The sequence below is a fragment of the Streptosporangium sp. NBC_01810 genome (assembly GCF_035917355.1).
In the GTDB taxonomy this organism is placed as follows: Bacteria; Actinomycetota; Actinomycetes; order Streptosporangiales; family Streptosporangiaceae; genus Streptosporangium.
Genome location: NZ_CP109070.1, coordinates 1569304 through 1586639, shown reverse-complemented (window position 1 = coordinate 1586639; position 17336 = coordinate 1569304). Strand labels below are relative to the sequence as shown.

The following is a 17336-nucleotide window of genomic DNA, read 5'->3' as shown; positions in this document are numbered from 1 at the left end:
GAAATTCCGGGCAGCCGTAACATGCTTCTAACCCGTCCCCAAAAGATCTGATCCACCACCGCCGGTGCGGCACCCCGAACGGAAAGGACACACCGGTACGGCCCCTCGGACACCGTCGCCATCGAGTCACCCGCCCTGCGAACCGCGCCGTCCTGACGCGCGGTGTTCGGCGCGCGGCGATTCGTGCCGCGATGGAGCCGTCGGCAGGCCGAGCCCTTCAGCACCGCTCGCGGTGTTCGGCGGGCGACGACGTCACCGACTCCCGCGCCCGGCGGGCCACGCCGCCGGTCGTGCCATCGAGCATGCCGTCATACGCGCGCTCGGAGTCGCGCGACGCTCAGGAGACCGTCACGTCGTCATGCCGTCGTCGGGCGGATCACTGACGGACCGTCGAGCCTCGGCGCTCCTTGCGGATGTGCAGTTGGGCGGGGACCCGGGTGCGCAGCTCGGCGACGTGGCTGACAATGCCGACCGCGCGGCCGTTGTCGCGCAGGCCGTCGAGGATGTCGAGCACCCCGTCGAGGGTGTCCTCGTCCAGGGTGCCGAAGCCCTCGTCGACGAAGAGCGTGCCGATGTCGACTCCCCCTGCCTCGGCGGTGACCACGTCGGCCAGGCCGAGGGCCAGGGCCAGGGAGGTGATGAAGCTCTCGCCGCCCGACAGGGTCGCCGGGTCGCGGCCGACGCCGGTCCAGCTGTCCAGGATGTGCAGGCCGAGCCCGCCGCCGGACCTGCTCCGATCTCCGGCGGAGCGGTCGCGGTTGTGCTCCAGCAGGTAGCGCCCGCCCGACATGTGGTCGAGCCGCTCGTTGGCCGAGGCGACCACCTGGCTGAGGCGCTCGCCCAGCACGTATGAGGAGAGCCGCATCCTCCACCGATTGTCGGCGGAGTTCCCACCGGTCAGGGCGGCAAGCCGGTCGGCCAGGCGGTGCTGCTCGTCGGCGGGCCGCCAGCGTTCCAGGCAGGCGGCCAGCTCGGTGCGGAGCGCGGCCAGCCGGGCCAGCCGGCCCTCGGCCTGGCTCCGCTCGGAGAGCAGGCGGGCGTGGGCGGCGTCGGCCGCGTCCCGCGCCTCGCGCAGGCTCAAGAGGTCGGGTTCCGGCTCGGCCGCGGCGGCGACCAGCTCGGGGTCGGCGAGCATGGCGGCGACCGCGGCGCTCTCCGTGACGAGCTCGTGGAGGCGGGCGACCTTCTCCTCCCGGTCGGCGGGAGAGCGGACGGCCGCGCGGGCGTCGTCCAGCCCGAGGAAGCCCGCCTCGACGACGGCGCTCAGCGCCCGGTCGCGGGCGGTCACGAGCTCGGCGGCGCCGACCCGCTCGTCCCTGACCGCCTCGACGGCCTCCCTGAGCAGTTCCGCCTCGTCGGCCAGCCGATCCAGCCTGGCGGTCAGCGTCGGGTCCTGGCCGCGTGCCTCGTCGATGCACCCGGCCAGCCGCTCGGCGTCGGCGCCGAGCCTTTCGACGTCCGTACGGCGGGCTGCCAGGTCGACGGCGAGTTCGCGCGAGCGTTCCCTGAGCCGCTCGGACTCGGCGGCGATCCTGGCCGCCTCCGCCGCCAGCGCCGGCTCGGCATCGGCCGACTCCCGGAGCGCGGCCAGCACTCCCTCCGCCCCGGCGAGCTCGCCCGTGGCGTCTGGTACGGCCAGGTCGGTCCGATCGCTCGCCTCCCGGTGGGCCGCGGTGACCTCGACGGCGTGGACAGCGGCGGCCAGGGCCGCGGAGAGACGCTCGGCCTCCGCCGCCAGGCGGTCGCGGCGGGCCTGGACCGTGAGGTCGTCGCCCCGGGCCCCGTCCAGGCGTGCGGTCAGGCGCTCGCGCTCGGCCTGCCATCCCGTGTGGCGGGCCCGGCCTTCGGCGAGCCGCCTGGCGATCTCCTCGGCCCGGGTTCTCGCGCCGTCCAGTTCGGTGGCGATCCGCTCCACCTCGGTGGTGAGGGCCTCCTCGGCGCTCGCCGCGAGGGTCAGCGCCTCCAGTTCCCGCTCGGCCTCAGCGAGGATCTCCCCCGCCCGTTCCCCGGTCTCCTCTCCCGCGACGGCGAGGACCTCATCGAGGCGGGAGAGCAGCACGGTGACCGTGGTCTCCGCGTCCCTGCGCCGCTCCTGGGCCGCCTCGTAGGCGCCCTGGGCCGCGCGCTCGTCCGCTACGGTGTGCGCCTCGTCGGCCGGGGCGGCGGGGGCGGGGTGGTCAGGCGAGCCGCAGACCGCGCAGGGGTCGCCAGGGGTGAGCTTGGCCGCGAGCTCGGCGGCCATGCCCTCGGTCCTGGAGCGCTGGATGTCCTGGTAGCGGTCGCGGAGCGTCTGGGCGAGGTCGATGGCCTCGACCTGGGCGGCACGCGCGATCTCCGACTCGGCGCGGAGCGTCTCGCGGCGCCGTACCGCGGTGAGCACCGCGGTGGCGGCCTCGGCACTCGCCCGCGCCGCCAGGATCCCCGCCGCGGCGGCCCTGGCCTCGTTCAGCCGTACGGTCGCCTTCGCCGCCTCGGCGGGCAGCCCTTCCTGGATCTCGCGGACCTCGGCCTCCTGCCGGGCCGCCTGCGCGAGCTCACCGTCGAGTACGGCGATCAGCCCGTCGAGTTCGGCCAGCCGGGCCTCCTCGACCCGCAGCCCCTCCAGCCCGGCCAGCTGCCGCCCGCACTCCCTCTCCTGGGCGGTGAGGACCTCGCGGAGCTCACCGGGCTCGGCGAGCAGGGCTGTGTCGTCGCGACGGGTCCCGAACGTGTTGTCGCCCCCTGCCGGAAAAGCCTCCGCCCCGAGCGTGTCGTGGGCTCCGTCCCCGAGTCCGGCTCCGGGAGCGCCGTGAACCCCGGTCGGGAAGGCGTCGCGAACCCCTGGCGGGAGGGCGGCGAGCCCGGCGGCGAGGGCGGCGCGGGCCGCGGACAGGTCGACGGCGAGGCGGTCGCGGTGCTCGGCCGCCCGGAGGCGGGTGGCGGCGCCCTCGACCGCCGACTCGGCGGCGGGGACGCGGGCGGCGTCCAGGCGGGCGGCGGTGAGCCGCGTCTCCACCTCCCGCCGGAGATCGGGGAGGACCTTCAGGCGGGCGTCGGCCACCATCTGCGCGGCTGCCAGCTCGACGATCTCACGAGCGGTCCTCTCCCGCTCCTGGACGATCTCCGCCAGGCGCGGTTCCTCCGCGCGCAGCTCGCCCAGCCGGGTGATCTCGCTCTGGCGGTCGCGCTCCAGCTCGACCAGGTGACCGAGCACGGCGTCACCGCAGTCCGCGCCGCCCGTACGGTCAAGGAGAGGGAGGGCGCGGGCGACGGCGTCGGCGGCCAGTCGGTGGGCCTTGGCCGCGACCTCGGCGCGCTGCTCGGCACCCTGGATCAGCGGCAGCACCCGGTCGGCGGCCGCCGCCTCCTCCAGGAGGGTCTCCAGGTCCGCCCGTTCCTCGGTGGTCTCCTCCAGCGCACGGCTCCTGGTCAGCGCCTCGGCGTGGCGGCGTCGCCGGTCGGCCAGCGCGGTGCCGCGTTCCAGGCTCTCGCGCGCCTGCCGTACGGCGGCCTCGCCCCCGGCGCCCTCGCCGCCCAGCCGCGCGACCTCCCGTGCCGCGAGCTCCTCGATCGCGTGGGCCCACCCCAGCGGATCGTCCTCCACCGAGACCTCCACCGAGACCTCCGCCGAGACGTCCGCCGAGACCTCCGTCAAGACGTCCGCCAGCGCGGTCGAGAGCGCGGAACCCGCGGCCTCCTCAAGACGTTTGACGGCGAAGTCGACCTCCTTACGGAGGGTCTGCTGCTCGCGATACGCCTCGGTGCGCCTGTCGGCGAGCCAGGACTCGGCGGCGGCGTAGACCTTCACCGAGAAGAGGCGTTCCAGAACCTTGCGCCGGTCCTCCCCGTCCGCACGGAGGAACTTGGCGAAATCCCCCTGGGGCAACATCGCGACCTGGAGGAACTGCTCGGCGTTCATGCCGAGCAGGGTGCCGATGAACTCCCCGGTCTCGTCGACCCGGGTGGTCAGCCCCACCCACTCCCCGGAGGGGGCGAGTTCCTGGAGCAGTGCCTTCTCGTTCTCCCTGGTCGTGCCGGTGCCCTTGAGTTTGGGACGCTGCCAGGCGGGCGACCGGGTGATCTTCAGCCGCCGCCCCCGGACCGTGACCTCCAGTGCCACGCCGGGGCCGCGTCCCGGGGGTGCGTGGTCGCAGCGCAGGCTCTTGGCACTGTCGCGCCTGCCCGGCACCCTGCCGTACAGGGCGTAGCAGAGCGCGTCGAGCACCGTGGTCTTGCCCGCACCGGTGGGGCCGTGGATCAGAAAGAGCCCCGCCTCGGCGAGGGCGTCGAAGTCGACCTGCTCCTCACCGGGGAAGGAGCCGAACGCGGTGATCCACAGACGGTGCGGGCGCATCTACGCCATCGCCTCCTTCGCACGGGAGGCCTCGATGGCCTTCTGCAGCAGTTCGGTCTCGGCGGGGTCCGCGGCCTCGCCGCGCACTTCGCGGACGAAGTCGAGTGCGACCTCGATCTCGGGCCGGCCGGCCACCCTGGGCCGGGTGACGGTCTCATCGCCCCCGCCCTCGGGTTCGAAGGACAGGGCGAGCGTGTGCGGGAAGCGGGACCTGAGCCGCTCCATCGCGCCCTTGGGCCGGATCCGGTCGACGAGCGTCACCTGGAGCCAGTGGTCCTCGTAGCGGGCGTGCTCGGGCGAGGCCAGCAGCTCGTCGATGCGGCCGGTGAGCCGACTGACCGGCCTGGGCACCGGCGCCTCGGCGAACTCCGCCCGCTCGTACCCGCCGGGGCCGATGTCGACCAGCCAGGATCCCTTGACCTGGCCGACCTCGGAGAAGGAGTAGGCGATCGGGGAGCCGGAGTAGCGGACGGTCTCGCTCATCCGCTGGCGACCGTGCAGGTGGCCGAGCGCCACGTAGTCGACACCGTCGAAGGCCGACACCGGCACATGCGCGACACCTCCCACGCTGATGTCGCGTTCACTGTCACTGCCTCGTCCTCCGGTCACGAACGCGTGGGCGAGGACCACCGACCGGGGTCCACGCCGAGCGAGGTCGGCGTGGACCAGGGACATGGCGTGCCCGATCGCGGCGGTGTGGGTGCGCTCGGGCAGTTCCCAGGGGGCGCGCACCAGCTCGGGCTCCAGGTAGGGGATGCCGTAGAAGGCGACGTCGTCGACGACGACCGGCTCGCCGACCCGGCCGGGGTCGGTGCGCAGGTGAACACCTGCCGCGTCGATGAGGTCGGCGCCGAAGCCGAGGCGGCGCGCCGAGTCGTGGTTGCCGCTGATCAGCATGGTGCGCACGCGGGCGTCCATCAGCCGCCGCAGTGCCTGGTTGCACAACTCGACCGCGTCGACCGAGGGCAGTGCCCGGTCGTAGACGTCACCGGAGACCGCGACCACGTCGACCCGCTCCGATCTGACGGTCTCGATCAGGTGGTCGACGAAGGCGCCCTGGGCGGCCAGGAGACTCTCCCGGTGAAACGAGCGGCCCAGGTGCCAGTCCGATGTGTGCAGCACCCGCATGTCGCACGAAGCTAACAGGACTCAGTGACAAATGTGGCCACTCACATCACTCGGATCGCCCGTTACGCTCAAGGCTTTCCGTCCATGAGTACGCTTGAAGATCGAGGGAACGATACCGGGAAACGACGATCACGGAGGCGAGTGACGATCGGGGATCGGATCGGTAACCAGGCCGGCCGTGGCGCTCTGAGCGTCGTCTCCGGCCTGATCCTCGTGGTTCTCGCGACGGTGGGCTACACCCTGCCGCCCCCGTTCGACCCGACCCCGCTCCGCGCCGACCCGGTCTTCCAGACCCTCCCTCCCCAGCCGCTGGACGAGATCAGACCGGTCGCCGCGACCAGGCAGATCACCACGCAGGATGTCACCGTCACGGCCGAGGACGGTACGCCGATCGAGGCGACGATCCGCGCGCCGATCGCCCCCGGGCGGCACCCGGCGCTGGTCTTCGTGCAGGGGGCCGGACCCGGTGTCAGGGGCGAGTTCACCACCCAGGCCGAGTGGCTGGCCAGGGCCGGGATCGTCACCCTCGTCTACGACAAGCGGACCGTGGGCTACGACTTCCGCAACCGTGACTTCGGCCTTCTCGCCCGCGACGCCCTGCTCGTGCTGGGGGAGCTGATCTCGCGCGACGACGTCGACCCGGCCAGGGCGGGGCTGTGGGGGGTGAGCGAGGGCAGTTGGGTGGTGCCCATCGCCGCGACCAGGAGCAGCGCCGTCGGGTTCACCGTGCTGGTGTCGGCCCCCAACGTCTCCCCCATGCGGCAGGTGACCTGGGCACTGGGCGAGCAGCTCGAACGGCTGTACGCGCCCAGCGGGGTACGCGAGTTGCTCACCCGCGTCATGGGCGCCGTCGACATGAACTTCCTGCGCTACGACGGCCTGCCCGCGTTGCGCGGGATGCGGCAACCGGTCCTGGCCCTGTACGGCACGCGCGATCCCTCGATTCCGTTCGTGGAGAGCAGCATGGCGTTGACCGGCGCGCTCACCGAGGGCGGCAACGGCGACTACACCATCCGCTATCTCGACCGCGCCGACCACGGCATGCGCGTGCACGGCGGCCCGTTCGCGCCCGGCTATCTGCAGACGCTGGCCAACTGGGTCCTGGGCCTGCCCGGCACGGCCAGAGCGGCGGTGCCCATCGCCGGTGCCACGCCGATCCAGCGCCTGGAGGCCAGCGACGTTCCCGCGGCTCCCTGGTACGCCGGGGGAACCGTCATCGGGCTGACGATCTGCCTGGCCGCGGTCGGCTACGTGGTCGGCCCGGTGGCCGAGATAGTGGTGCGGCTCCGCGGCCGGTCACCCGCCGCGGAGGCCAACGCCCGGATCTGGCCGCCGATCCGACGGCGGTTCCGCCGGATGGCGTGGACCGGGGCCGGGCTGCTCGTCTCGGTGGCGGCGTTCATCACGCTGCTCGTGCTGTTCTCGGTCAACCAGGCCGGGGCGTGGCCGGCGGTGCTCACCGGGTGGCTGGTCATCAGGATCCTGGCGCTGCTGATGCTGCTGCAGGAGGTCACGGGCGTGGCGGCCGTCGTCGCGGGGCTGCGGGAGGGCTGGGAGCCCTCCCGTCCGCAGAGTTCCGCGATCGCCGGGGTGCTCGGCGGCACCGGCCTGCTTCTGGTGGCCGCCGCCTACTACGGCCTGTTCGCCTTCCCCTGGTCGTGACGCCCTCGGCGGCGTCGGGCGCGGAGCCGAACCCGGCTGCGTCGGAGCCGAACCCGGCTGTGTCGGAGGCGAACCCGGCTGTGTCGGAGGCGAACCTGATGTCCATCGGGAGCGGCGTTGAGGCGGTGCGGGCGGTCGAGGGTGATGGTGGCGACACCGTCCGCCACGCCGTACTCGATCTCAGCGAAAGCCATGACCGAATCTTATTCCAGTGGAAATCAGAGGATAAAGCCTTATCGGCTTCCCGAGTTGTTCACCCACTTGTCGCCCGCGACCTGGTTTCGCCCCCCTACCATCTCCCTGCGGCGGTCAAGCGCGAGTCAGGCGCGAGGAAACGGGGAGCAATTGCGGGACAGATCAAAGCCGCCCGGCGTCGGCACGGTCATCGGCTGGACGGCACTGGCCGCCATCGTCCCGGGCGCCGCGCACCTGCGCGCCGGATGGCGAAGGACCGGGCTGGCACTCCTGTGCGCGTACGTGACACTGCTGCTGGTTCTGCTCTGGGTCGCGCTCACCTCCGACCTCGGTGATCTGGCCGGGCAACTGGTCTCCTCCTCCTGGCTGACCGGCGTCACGGTGGCCTCCCTGGCGCTCGGCACCGCCTGGTTCGTACTGGTCGTGCACTCGTTCGTGGTGATGAACCCCGGCACGCTGCCCGGCGCCGGGCAGGTGGTCACCGGGGTCCTGGCGGGAACTCTCTCGGTGGCCGTACTGCTGCCGTTCGGCCTCCTCGGGCAGTACGCGGCCGTCTCGCAGTCGGCACTGGACGACGTCTTCAACGCCCCGTCCACTCCGCGTCCCGCCACCGGCGGAGGTGGCGAGGATGACCCGTGGACGGGCCGCGACCGGGTGAACATCCTGCTGCTCGGCGGCGACGCCGACACCCACAGGGCGGGCGTGCGGACCGACAGCATCAATGTGGCCAGCGTGGACGTCAAAACCGGCAACACCGTGCTGCTGAGCCTGCCGCGCAACCTGGAGAACGTCCGCTTCGTCCCCGGCTCCCCCATGGCGAGGCGCTTCCCCGACGGGTTCCGGCTCCCGGCCAACCCGGACGGCTCGCGCGAGGACCTGCTCTTCGCCGTCTGGGAGTACGCCGACGCGCACCCGGAGATCTTCGGGGGCCGCCAGAAGCAGGGAGCGAAGACGCTCATCGACACGGTCGGCTACACGCTGGGGCTGAAGATCGACTGGTACGCCCTGGCCAACATGTGGGGCTTCGCCCGGTTGATCGACGCGATCGGCGGCGTGACGGTGACCGTGCCCCAGGACGTGGTCTTCGGCAAGTACAACGAGGGCCTGGTCAGGGCGGGGACCCGCAGGCTGCGCGGCGCCGACGCGATGTGGTTCGCCCGATCGCGCACCAACAGCGACGACTACACCCGGATGGGACGCCAGCGGTGCGTGCTGGGCGCCCTACTCTCCCAGTCGGACCCGGCGACCGTGCTGTCGCGGTTCAACCAGGTCGCGCTGGCCACCAAGGAACTGCTGCGGACCGACATCCCGCGCCCGATGCTGGAGCACCTGGTCCCGCTGGCGCTGAAGGTCAAGAACGCCAGGGTGACCAGCGTCCAGTTCGTCCCGCCGCTGATCAACACCGGCTACCCCGACTGGAGCAGGATTCGCACGGTCACCGCGAAGGCCCTGCACTCCTCGGCCGTCACCCGGCGCCCCCTCACCGCCGCAGCCCCCACGGCCACCCCCACCCCCGCGCCCACGACCACGACCACGACCACCCGCGCGCCCCGCCCCGAGGCGAGCACCACGGCGAAGCCGGATCCGACCGCTCCCAAGGGCATCACCGAAGGCTGCGCCTGACCGCCGCCGCCCCGCGGCGACGGATGAAGACGGATGAAACGGAAGCGAGCCGGGCCCGGAGCGGTCCCGGGTTCCCCTCGGCCGCAGGTGTGGCCGCGGTAACGCTCACAGCCGAGGCGGACGTGACGGCAGTGTCAGAACCGTACTAGGCCGAGTACGACTCCCTGGACAGGCGGCGGACACGGTCCTCGTCGATGCGGTGGCCCAGGCCCGGCTGGGTGAGCGGCACGGCCACCACACCACCCGAGGCGCCCACCGGCGGGTCGACGATCTGCGCGCTGCGCGGCGGCTCGGCCACGTCGCAGGGCAGGCCGCAGCCGGGCAGGCTGGCCGCGGCGACGGTGGCCGCGCGCGCCAGCCCGGCGCCCAGGCCCCCGGCGCAGGCGATCTCCCATCCGGCGCGCACCGCGCGATCGTGCACCCGCCGCACCTGGCGCAGGGAGCCCAGGGCCGACGGGCGGAGCAGCAGCGCCCGGCCCGCGCCCGCGGCGACCGCCTCGTCCAGCTCCGCGGCGGAGGCAACCTCGAGCAGGACCGGGGCGGCGACGCGCTGCTGCAGGTCGGCGTGGTCGGCCAGGCCCGCGAGACCCGCGAAGGGGCGTTCGATCGCGGAGAGCCCGTAGGCGTCCAGTGCCGCAAGGGCGTCGACGTCGTGATAGGCGCCGCGGGCGTCCACGCCGATGCCCAGCACGGGGTACGCCTGACGGACGGCGCGCAACGGCTCGATGTCCCAGCCGGGGTGGACGTCCAGGGTGACGTGGGCGTACCCGGCGCAGACGTGCCGGTTCACCCGGGCGACCAGGCTCTCCAGGTTGCGGTCGGCGCCGATCCTGACGGTGGCCATGAGGGAGGTGCGGGTGCCGCCCAGCGCGTGGGCCAGCGGCACACCGCGCATCCTCGCCCACAGGTCCCAGCAGGCCATGTCGGCGGCGGATCCGCCGGGAACGGCGCCGAGCTCGTCGGGGTGCTCCCAGTCGACGCCGATCAGCGCCTGCGCGAGCCCCTCCTCCAGCGCGACCCAGGTCTTGGGAGCGGCGTCGACGACCTCGCCCCACCCGGTCATGCCCCCGTAGTCGGTGAGCCGGACAAGGATGCTCTCCGGCCGCCTGCCGTAGGGCAGGATCAGCCGGAACACCTCAAGCTCACGGACACGCGGCATGACCCCCCCTTGATCTCTCCGGACTCGGAGAATTCAAGCTCGGAAAAAACGAATCCCGCCCGAAGGCGGGACTCCTCTCAACACCGGCAGGAACGGCGTTCTTCCCATGGTGCCACGGCGGCTTGCGAACGCCTCCTGCTCGCGGGGGTGGGATTTGGTCATCTCGTTCACCCGTCACCCGTCACAGTCGGAGAACGAGGCCACCAGGTTCACGATCCTTTTCGGCCCGGGAAAGGCGTCAGGTCCTGACCCGGCCGCTGATCAGGGCTCCGGTGCTCGCCATCAGCGCCGCCAGCCAGAAACAGAGCACGTAGGCGGCGGCCGAGGCGCCCAGTGCCGCCAGGAGCGCGCCGGCGACCGCGACGGAGACGACCGTGTACACCGACTCCGCGACCCCCAGTGACGCGCTGTTCTCCCCCTCCTCACCCGGGGATGACAACTCCAGGACGAGCACCGACAGTGTCGGGTACACGATGCCCATGCCGAGCCCCAGGACGATCTCCCCGAGGAAGGCGGCGGCGACCGGAACGACGGCGAAGACGGTCAGGCCCATCAGCACGAGTCCCGCGGCGATCAGCACCGAGCCGCAACGCAGTACCAGGACACGGTCGAAGCGCCGGCGGCCCACCACCCACGAGCCGAACGACCAGCTCAGCGCGCCACCGGTCAGGGTGAGCCCGGCCATGGTGAGCGACAGGCCACGCTCCTGGTTGAGCATCAGCGGCAGGAACGCCTCTCCGCCGATGACCGCACCCGCGACGATGCCCCGCAGTGAGATCACCGAGGGCAGACCCCTGGCCGCGCGCAGGGTTCCCTTGGGGAGCAGCCGGGGCAACGCCGCGACCAGCGCGGCCAGACCGACGACGAGCAGGACGAACCCGGCGCCGCGCGCCGCGCCGCCGTACTGCATCAGTGCCGCGCCGACCGCGACGAGCACCGCCCAGCCCAGCCGCCGCGCGATCGAGGAGCGCGGGCCGGTCGGCGGCCGGTCCGACATCGGCGCGGCGGCCAGCCCGCGCCAGAGCAGCAGCGCCGCCGGGAGAAGGAGCACCGTCACGCCGATGAAGACCCAGCGCCAGCCCGCTTGCTCCACCACAAGACCGGTGATCACCGGCCCCACCATGGAGGGCACCACCCAGGCCGTCGCGAAGATCGAGAACACCCGAGGGTGGATCTCCGCCGGGTAGACCCGCGAGACCAGCACGTACATCGCGACCTGGAAAACGCCCCCGCCGAAGCCCTGCACGAACCGGCCCACGACGAACATGTCCATCGTCGTCGCCGCCCCGGCCACGACCAGCCCGGCGGCGAAGAGCGCCACACCGGCCCAGAGTGGCGCGACCGGCCCCCTGACGTCGCCCCACCGCCCACCCAGCACCGTCGCGATCACCCCGGCCGCCATGGCCCCGCTGAACGCCAGCCCGTACAGCGCGTGACCGTCCAGCTCGTTGGCCACGACCGGCATGGCGGTGGCCACCGCGAGATATTCGAAGGCGACCAGGGAGATGAGCGCCACCATCCCGACGGTCAGGGCACGGTGGCGCGGGGCGAATATCCCGGCAGAACGCTTTTCGCCCGTCGTGGTAATCATGGGCCGACGGTACGCCCGATGCCCGGCCCCTGACATCGGGCCTCCGCGTCAGTCCTTGGTCGTAGGACCGGCGTCCTGGATGTGGGAGACCAGACCTCTCAGGAGCAGGTCGAGCCCGAACTCGAACCGCTCCGTACCGTTGGCGCCCACCAGGTTGTCGATCTGGGCGACGAGGGCGAGAAGCCGCTCCCACTGGGGCGTGGAGAAGTGACCGGGTGGAAGGGATCGGGAGAAGAACCTGCGGGCGGCCAACGCCGGCCCTCATCTGCCCCCGGCGGGGAGGGCCTTCCGCTCCGCGGGTACAGTAACCGGTGGTGCGCCGGGAAGTCTGGTCGGCAGTGGCTGACCCGACCCCGAAAATGGAGCACTGATGACCGGAACCCCGCCTGGCACGCCTCGCCTGCTCGGCCTGGGCTCGTGGCCCGAGGCCCGCCGCGTCGCCGACATCCTCCGCAAGGAGACCGTCGGCGGGGCGCTGCTGCTGGTCGGCGCGGTGGTGGCGATGCTCTGGGCGAACTCCCCGTGGTCAGGTGCCTATGACGCGCTACGTGCGGTCAAGGTCGGCCCCGCGGCGCTGCACCTGGATCTGAGCCTGGCAACCTGGGCCGCCGACGGGCTGCTGGCGATCTTCTTCTTCGTGGCCGGTCTGGAGCTGAAACGTGAGTTCGTCGCCGGCGACCTGCGCCAGGTGCGGCGGGCCGCGGTGCCGGTCGCGGCCGCACTCGGCGGGGTGATCGTCCCGGCCGTGCTGTACCTGCTGCTCACCCTCGACAGCGGTGCCGGCGCTGCCAGGGGCTGGGCGATCCCGACGGCCACCGACATCGCGTTCGCCCTGGCCGTGCTCGCGGTCATCGGCCGGTATCTCCCCACGGCGCTGCGTACCTTCCTGCTCACCCTGGCCGTGGTCGACGACCTGGTGGCCATCGTCATCATCGCCGTCTTCTACACCGAGCAGCTGTCGGTGCTGCCGCTGCTGGGCGCGCTGGTGCCGCTGGCGGTCTTCGCCATGCTGGTGCAGCGCCGGGTACGCGCCTGGTGGCTGCTGCTGCCGCTGGCCGCCGCCACCTGGGCGCTGATGCACGCCTCGGGCGTGCACGCCACCGTCGCCGGCGTGCTGCTGGCCTTCACCGTGCCGGTCCTGCGCAGCGAGCGCGCCGGTGGCCCGGAGGCCGGTCCCGGTCTGGCCGAGCACTTCGAACACCGCCTGCGGCCGCTCTCCGCCGGGGTGGCCGTGCCGGTGTTCGCGTTCCTCTCAGCCGGGGTGGGCCTCGGCGGCCTGAGCGGTCTGGCCACCGCCCTGAGCGACCCGGTCGCGGTGGGGGTCGTCGCCGGGCTCGTGGTCGGCAAGCCCCTCGGGATCATGCTCGCGACCTGGCTGGTGGCCCGCTTCACACACGCCCACCTGGACGAGGGCCTGGCCTGGGTGGATGTGGCCGGGCTGGCCGTCCTGGCCGGTATCGGGTTCACCGTCTCCCTGCTCATCGGGGAGCTGGCCTTCGGTGTTAGCAGCGAGCGTGACGCCCACGTCAAGGTGGCGGTCCTGACCGGCTCCCTGATCGCGGCACTGGCGGCGACACTGATCCTTCGCCTGCGCAACCGCACCTACCGGCGCATCCACGAGGCCGAAACCGTCGATCACGACCACGACGGCATCCCCGACGTCTATCAGGAGCGTTCCTGAGAGACCGCGGAGATCAGGAGCGTTCCTGAGAGGCCGCAGAACCGTCCTGACCACGGAGAAGAGACGCGGCTCGACGCGCCCGTGAGAGGCCACCGGGCGGGGAGCCGTCCGAGACGGCCACCTGACCGGCCCGCACAACGGCGGGTGTCAGGTGCCATCGGATCGAGGAGCCGCGCTGGGGCCGGATTCGGCCCCTGACGTCCTGGAGAGGGTGGGCCCCCGTGGCCTTGCCTCCCTCACCAGGACGGGATCAGGTGGCGGTGTGCTCCAGCCGACGCTCGGCCCACTGGCCGATGTCGCGGCGCTCGATCGCCGCGGCCATCAGGTCGGGGAAGACGTCGGGGGTGCAGGCGAAGGCGGGCACCCCCATGGCCGCGAGCGCCGCGGCGTTCTCGTGGTCGTAGAAGGGCGCGCCCTCGTCGGAGAGCGCGAGCAGCACGATCACCTGGACGCCGGCCGCGGTCATCTGGGCGACCCTGCGGAGCATCTCCTGCCGTACGCCACCCTCGTAGAGGTCGCTGATCAGGATGAAGATCGAGTCGCTGGGGCGGGTGATGAGGCCCTGGGCGTAGGCGATGGCCCGGTTGATGTCGGTGCCGCCGCCGAGCTGGGTGCCGAACAGCAGCTCGACCGGATCGTGGAGCTGGTCGGTGAGGTCGACGACCGCCGTGTCGAAGACGACCAGCGAGGTCTTCAGCGAGCGCATCGAGGCGAGCACCGCGCCGAAGACGCTCGAGTAGACGACGGAGGCGGCCATCGACCCGCTCTGGTCGATGCAGAGCACCACCTCTCGCTGGACCGCCCGCTGCCTCCTGCCGTATCCGATCAGCCTGGACGGGACCACGGTGTTGCGGTCGGGCAGGTAGTTCCTCAGGTTGGCGCGGATCGTGCGGTCCCAGTCGATGTCGGCGACCCGCCTGGGCCGGTGGGTCCTGGCCGAGCGGTCCAGAGCGCCGGTCACGGCGGCCTTCGTCTTCTGCACCAGCCGCCGCTCCAACTCGGAGACGACCTTGCTGACCAGCGCCCTGGCCGACTCTCGCGCCTTCTCGGGCATCACCCGGTTGAGCGACAGGAGGGTGCCGACCATGTGGACGTCCGGCTCGACGGCCTCCAGCATCTCCGGCTCCATCAGCAGCCGGGTCAGGTTCAACCGCTCGACGGCGTCCTTCTGCATGACCTGGACGACGGTCGAGGGGAAATAGGATCGGATGTCGCCCAGCCAGCGCGCCACCCTGGGTGCGGAGGCGCCCAGGCCACCGCTCCGCTCGGCCGAGCCCTCGCCCCCGTTGTACAGCGCTGCCAGTGCCCCGTCCATCTGGGCGTCGGTTCCGGCGAGCGAGCACCCGGTGCCGTCGGCGTCACCGCCCAGGACCATCCGCCAGCGGCGCAGCCGCTCATCCATCGATGCTCCCCGTCCTTCCCAGAATCGTCAGCACGGTCCGCACGGCCGCCGCCGCGCGTTCCTCGTCGAAGTCCTCCGCGTCCGGTGCCCGGCCTGCGCCGCCGCCGGTGCCCGTGCCTGCGCCGAGAGAGCGGACGCGCGAGCCGATCGAGCGCCGCTCAGGGGCGGCGAAGGCGCCGAACGTCCTGCGGAGCAGGGGCAGCACGTCGACGAAGGTCTCCGGGGCGAGTCCGATGAGCCACTCGTCGACCAGCCCGAGCAGCCGGGAGTCGTGTACGAGCAGCAGCCCGCCCCCCGAAAGGAACCCCTCGATCCAGGCCGCCGCCCTGGCCGGCGGGTGCCCCGCCGACATCGCCAGTGACATCCGCCGGCCCACCTCGGCCGTGTCGAGGTCGGCCGCGTCCAGCAGGATCCTGGTGAGCCGACCCTCGATGAGCCCGTGCAGGTCGCTCCGGCCGGAGGCTCCGCGCAACGCCACCAGCCACCGCCCCTGCGATGGTTCCTCCCCTGAGTCGGCAGAGCCTCCTACCGGACGGGCGGGCTCGTCGTCGAGCAGGGCGACGGCGGCGTGGACGGCGTCTATGTGGCGGATCAGGTCGCGGGCGGCGTCGTCGTCGAGACCGGTGACGGCGCCACCGAGACCGACGCAGATCCTGGTGAGCATGGCCAGGGCGATGGTGGCCAGGCCGGTGGCGGGGGTGCCGCGCACGTCGCCGTAGCGCTGGGCGCGGACCATCGCCGGGAGCGCGGCCATCAGGTGCGTGACGTCGCCGTCGAGCGCGGCCCGCGCCGACAGGGCATCCAGCACGTGCGGCAGCGCCTCCGGCAGGTCGGCGAGCAGGCAGCGCTCCACCAGGCCGGTGAGCCCGGCCAGCGTGACCCCGCCGGACGCCCCGCCACCGGACATCGCGCCGGACCCGCCCGGCCCGCCGCCTCCCGGTCCGGGTATCCCCGACCCGGGCGTCGCGCCGGGTGTCGTGATCCGGGTGGCCGTGCCGAGCGCCCTTCCCCCGTCGGCGAGGTCGCGGACGCGGGCGGCGGCCGCCGCAGGGACGGTCGTGCCCCAGGCGCTCGCCTCGATCAGGTCGATGTCGAACTCGGGCCGCCAGGTGAGCGACCACGACTCGCGGAAGGTGCCCTTGCCCCGGCTCTCCTGGGGGGCGCCCCAGCCGACGCCGAGCAGGCGGAGCCTGTGCAGCAGCCTGCTGCGCTCCAGGTCGAGGGGTTTGCGCAGGTCGAGGTCGTACTCACGGTCGAGCGCCTCGGGCTTGAGCCTCACCCGCCGCTGCTCCTCGCGCAGGTGGCGCTGGAGGGGGACCATCGGGGTGGTGTCCGGCACCTGGCCGAGCCGCTCCCCCACGACCATGCGTCGCTGGATCAGCTCCACCGGCAGGTCGTCGCCCTCGCACAGCACCGCCCTGACCGCCTCGGTGACCTCCGCCAGCCCGGCCAGGGGCCGCCCCCTGAGCACGGCCAGGCTTTCGGCGAGCCGGACCGCCTCGATGACGTGGGCGGAGGAGACCGGCAGGTCCTCCTCCCTGAGCACCCCGGCCGCCCCGGTCAGCCACCGCTCGACGGGACGGTCGGGGGAGGCGAACAGGTGGTGGTACCAGCCGGGGGAGGTCACACCCGCGCCGTACCCGCTCCAGGAGGCCAGCCGCCCGTACGTCCACGGCACCCAGGTGATCTCGGCCCTGACCTTGGGCAGCCCTCTGAGCAGCGCGTCGTCGGCCTTCGCGGTGGGCAGCCCGGCTCCCCAGGGCGCTCCCTCACGCGCCGTGCCCGCCAGCGCGGGGACGTGCCAGGCCCCGCAGACCACGGCGATCCGCTCGAACCCGTCCCTGACCGCTCTGCGGATCGTGCGCCGCATGAAGGCTTCGCGCCGCGCCTCGTACTCGTCGGCGACATGTCCCTCGCGGACCGCCTCCACGGCCTCGGCGATCATGTGGAACGGGGTGTCGCCGCGGTGCTCGACGGCGTCCTCCCACCACCGCTCCGGGTCGTCGTATCCGGCGGCGCGGGCGAGGGCCCCGATCGGATCGATCCGTACGACCTCCGGAGTGACATCACCCTTTTCGCCGTCATGCGCCGTTTCAGCACGGAGGTCTGGAGCCTCCGTATCCGGTGCGCGCGCCCCGGCTTCGTCCGGATCCTTCCCCCGCTGTGGTTCGGCGTCACCGGTCGTGTCAGGGCGGGAGGCGAGGCTGTGCGCGGCCGGCAGGTCGCAGAAGCGGACCGGGATGCCCGCCCCGACGGCGTGGCGGAGTGCCTGCCACTCGGGGGAGAACACCGCGAACGGCCAGAACGCGGCAGTGGACGGCTCGCCCGGCACGTGGGCGAGGAGCGCCACCGGCGGCTGAAGGCCGGGGTCACGGGCCAGCTCGACCAGTTCGTCCGCCTCGGGCGGGCCCTCGATGAGCACGATGTCCGGCTTGAGGCGGTCGAGCTCGTCGCACAGGGACCGCGCCGACCCGGGACCGTGGTGCCGAACCCCCAGCACGGAGACGCTCACCGTTGCCCCCCGCCCGGTGAGGAAGCCGCCTCACCGGCCGTCGGAAGCGG

The 17336-nt window shown here is 72.7% G+C and carries 10 protein-coding genes; 3 read left to right on the top strand and 7 right to left on the bottom strand.

The genetic code is table 11. The features are described 5' to 3' along the window. Window positions 1–376 precede the first annotated feature (376 nt). Window positions 377–4333: an AAA family ATPase gene (locus OIE13_RS07370; protein ID WP_326829779.1), complete on the bottom strand. Its 3957-nt coding sequence runs from the start codon at window positions 4331–4333 to the stop codon at window positions 377–379. Next, on the bottom strand, window positions 4334–5461 hold the full coding sequence (locus OIE13_RS07365) for an exonuclease SbcCD subunit D (RefSeq protein ID WP_326829778.1): 1128 nt from the start codon (window positions 5459–5461) through the stop codon (window positions 4334–4336). 141 nt (window positions 5462–5602) lie between these two features. Between OIE13_RS07365 and OIE13_RS07360 the strand changes: the two genes are divergently transcribed. Beyond that, entirely contained in the window at window positions 5603–7123 is a 1521-nt protein-coding gene (locus tag OIE13_RS07360; RefSeq protein WP_326641714.1) for an alpha/beta hydrolase family protein, read from the top strand. 345 nt (window positions 7124–7468) lie between these two features. Continuing rightward, window positions 7469–8941, top strand: coding sequence for an LCP family protein (locus tag OIE13_RS07355; protein WP_326641717.1), 1473 nt, complete (start codon window positions 7469–7471; stop codon window positions 8939–8941). A gap of 145 nt (window positions 8942–9086) precedes the next feature. Here OIE13_RS07355 and OIE13_RS07350 read toward each other — a convergent pair whose 3' ends face one another. The 3 genes from OIE13_RS07350 to OIE13_RS07340 all read right to left on the bottom strand — a co-directional run bounded on the left by OIE13_RS07350 (window position 9087) and on the right by OIE13_RS07340 (window position 11943). Further along, a complete protein-coding gene (locus tag OIE13_RS07350; protein ID WP_326829777.1) occupies window positions 9087–10100 on the bottom strand; it encodes an enolase C-terminal domain-like protein in 1014 nt (337 codons plus the stop codon). Between the two features lie 238 nt (window positions 10101–10338). Further along, window positions 10339–11691, bottom strand: coding sequence for an MFS transporter (locus OIE13_RS07345; RefSeq protein ID WP_326641720.1), 1353 nt, complete (start codon window positions 11689–11691; stop codon window positions 10339–10341). A gap of 48 nt (window positions 11692–11739) precedes the next feature. Next, window positions 11740–11943, bottom strand: coding sequence for a hypothetical protein (locus tag OIE13_RS07340; protein ID WP_326641722.1), 204 nt, complete (start codon window positions 11941–11943; stop codon window positions 11740–11742). Between the two features lie 118 nt (window positions 11944–12061). Between OIE13_RS07340 and nhaA the strand changes: the two genes are divergently transcribed. Then, window positions 12062–13372: a Na+/H+ antiporter NhaA gene (nhaA, locus tag OIE13_RS07335; protein ID WP_326641724.1), complete on the top strand. Its 1311-nt coding sequence runs from the start codon at window positions 12062–12064 to the stop codon at window positions 13370–13372. A 250-nt stretch (window positions 13373–13622) separates the two neighbouring features. Here nhaA and OIE13_RS07330 read toward each other — a convergent pair whose 3' ends face one another. Together OIE13_RS07330 and OIE13_RS07325 are read right to left on the bottom strand one after the other, a co-directional pair. Continuing rightward, on the bottom strand, window positions 13623–14774 hold the full coding sequence (locus OIE13_RS07330; RefSeq protein WP_326641726.1) for a VWA domain-containing protein: 1152 nt from the start codon (window positions 14772–14774) through the stop codon (window positions 13623–13625). Further along, a complete protein-coding gene (locus OIE13_RS07325) occupies window positions 14767–17286 on the bottom strand; it encodes a DUF5682 family protein (protein WP_326641728.1) in 2520 nt (839 codons plus the stop codon). The genes OIE13_RS07330 and OIE13_RS07325 overlap by 8 nt, the downstream gene beginning before the upstream one ends. Between the last annotated feature and the right edge of the window lie 50 nt (window positions 17287–17336).

Bases quoted from the DNA above. Each gene is read 5' to 3' on its own strand.
- OIE13_RS07370 (WP_326829779.1), bottom strand. From the start codon at position 4,333: ATGCGCCCGCACCGTCTGTGGATCACCGCGTTCGGCTCCTTCCCCGGT.
- OIE13_RS07365 (WP_326829778.1), bottom strand. From the start codon at position 5,461: ATGCGGGTGCTGCACACATCGGACTGGCACCTGGGCCGCTCGTTTCAC.
- OIE13_RS07350 (WP_326829777.1), bottom strand. From the start codon at position 10,100: ATGCCGCGTGTCCGTGAGCTTGAGGTGTTCCGGCTGATCCTGCCCTAC.
- OIE13_RS07345 (WP_326641720.1), bottom strand. From the start codon at position 11,691: ATGATTACCACGACGGGCGAAAAGCGTTCTGCCGGGATATTCGCCCCG.
- nhaA (WP_326641724.1), top strand. From the start codon at position 12,062: ATGACCGGAACCCCGCCTGGCACGCCTCGCCTGCTCGGCCTGGGCTCG.
- OIE13_RS07330 (WP_326641726.1), bottom strand. From the start codon at position 14,774: ATGGATGAGCGGCTGCGCCGCTGGCGGATGGTCCTGGGCGGTGACGCC.